The organism is Nocardiopsis sp. NPDC055879, from assembly GCF_053615935.1.
Genome location: NZ_JBSHCT010000117.1, coordinates 1 through 1,010 on the forward strand (window position 1 = coordinate 1; position 1,010 = coordinate 1,010).

1 protein-coding gene is annotated in these 1,010 nt (G+C 64.5%); it reads right to left on the reverse strand.

The features are described 5' to 3' along the window. Positions 1 to 863, reverse strand: an 863-nt coding sequence (locus ACWGKS_RS30145; protein ID WP_452525137.1) for an SLC13 family permease, incomplete at its 3' end; no start/stop codon positions are given. Positions 864 to 1,010: the final 147 nt, after the last annotated feature.

Consider the following 1,010-nt stretch of genomic DNA (forward strand, 5'->3'; position numbering starts at 1 on the left):
CGGATCATCTCCTGGGCGCCCTCGACCTTCTTCACCCCCGGCTTGAAGAGGCGGGTCAGGACGAACCAGGCGATCAGCATGAAGACCGCGGCCAGCGGCACACCGGCCATCATCCACTGACCGAAGCCGATCTGGATGTCGTGGTTGTCGGCGAGGTAGCCGACCATCAGGACGTTGGGCGGGGTACCGATCAGAGTGGCGACCGAGCCGATGGACGAGGAGTAGGCGATGCCCAGCATGAGGGCGGTCGCGAAGTTCGCGTCCGTACGTCCGCCACGGAACTGGGCGATCAGCGCGACGACGGAGAGGCCGACCGGCAGCATCATCACGGCGGTGGCGGTGTTGGACACCCACATGGTGATGAAACCGGTGGCGATCATGAAGCCGCCGACCAGGCCGACCGTGTTGGAACCGACCTTGGAGACGATCGTCAGGGCGATGCGCTTGTGCAGGTTCCACTTCTGCATGGCCAGGGCCAGCATGAAGCCGCCCATGAACAGGAAGATCGTGTCGGAGCCGTACGCGGAGGCCACGTCCCCGACCTCGGAGCCCTCCACCATCAGGGGGAACAGCACCAAGGGGAGAAGGGAGGTCACCGGGATCGGCAGGGCCTCGGTGGCCCACCAGATGGCGATCCAGACGGTGACCGCGGCGACGACCCCACCGTTGACGGACATGACCTCTTCGGTCTCGCCCTCACCCAGCGGCAGCGGCATCTCCGGCATCACGAGGAAGACCAGGAGACCGAGCAGGGGGCCCAGGACGAGTCCGATGACACGGCCACGAGTCATCCCCTGCGAGGACTTCTCCTCGGGTTTGATCGACGACGTGTCGGGTTTGTCGACGCCCTTCTGGGTCGCCATGGGTTCCTCCTCCATTGAGCGCCGCTCTGTATGGCGCCCGTGCGCGGGGCCACTCGCGGGTTGCCGCGAGTTTGCCTCCGGGTTACGTCTTGACTCAATAGATAGTCAGTTCACAAAGGGGTGTGTGCAACGCAACTCACTATTTCT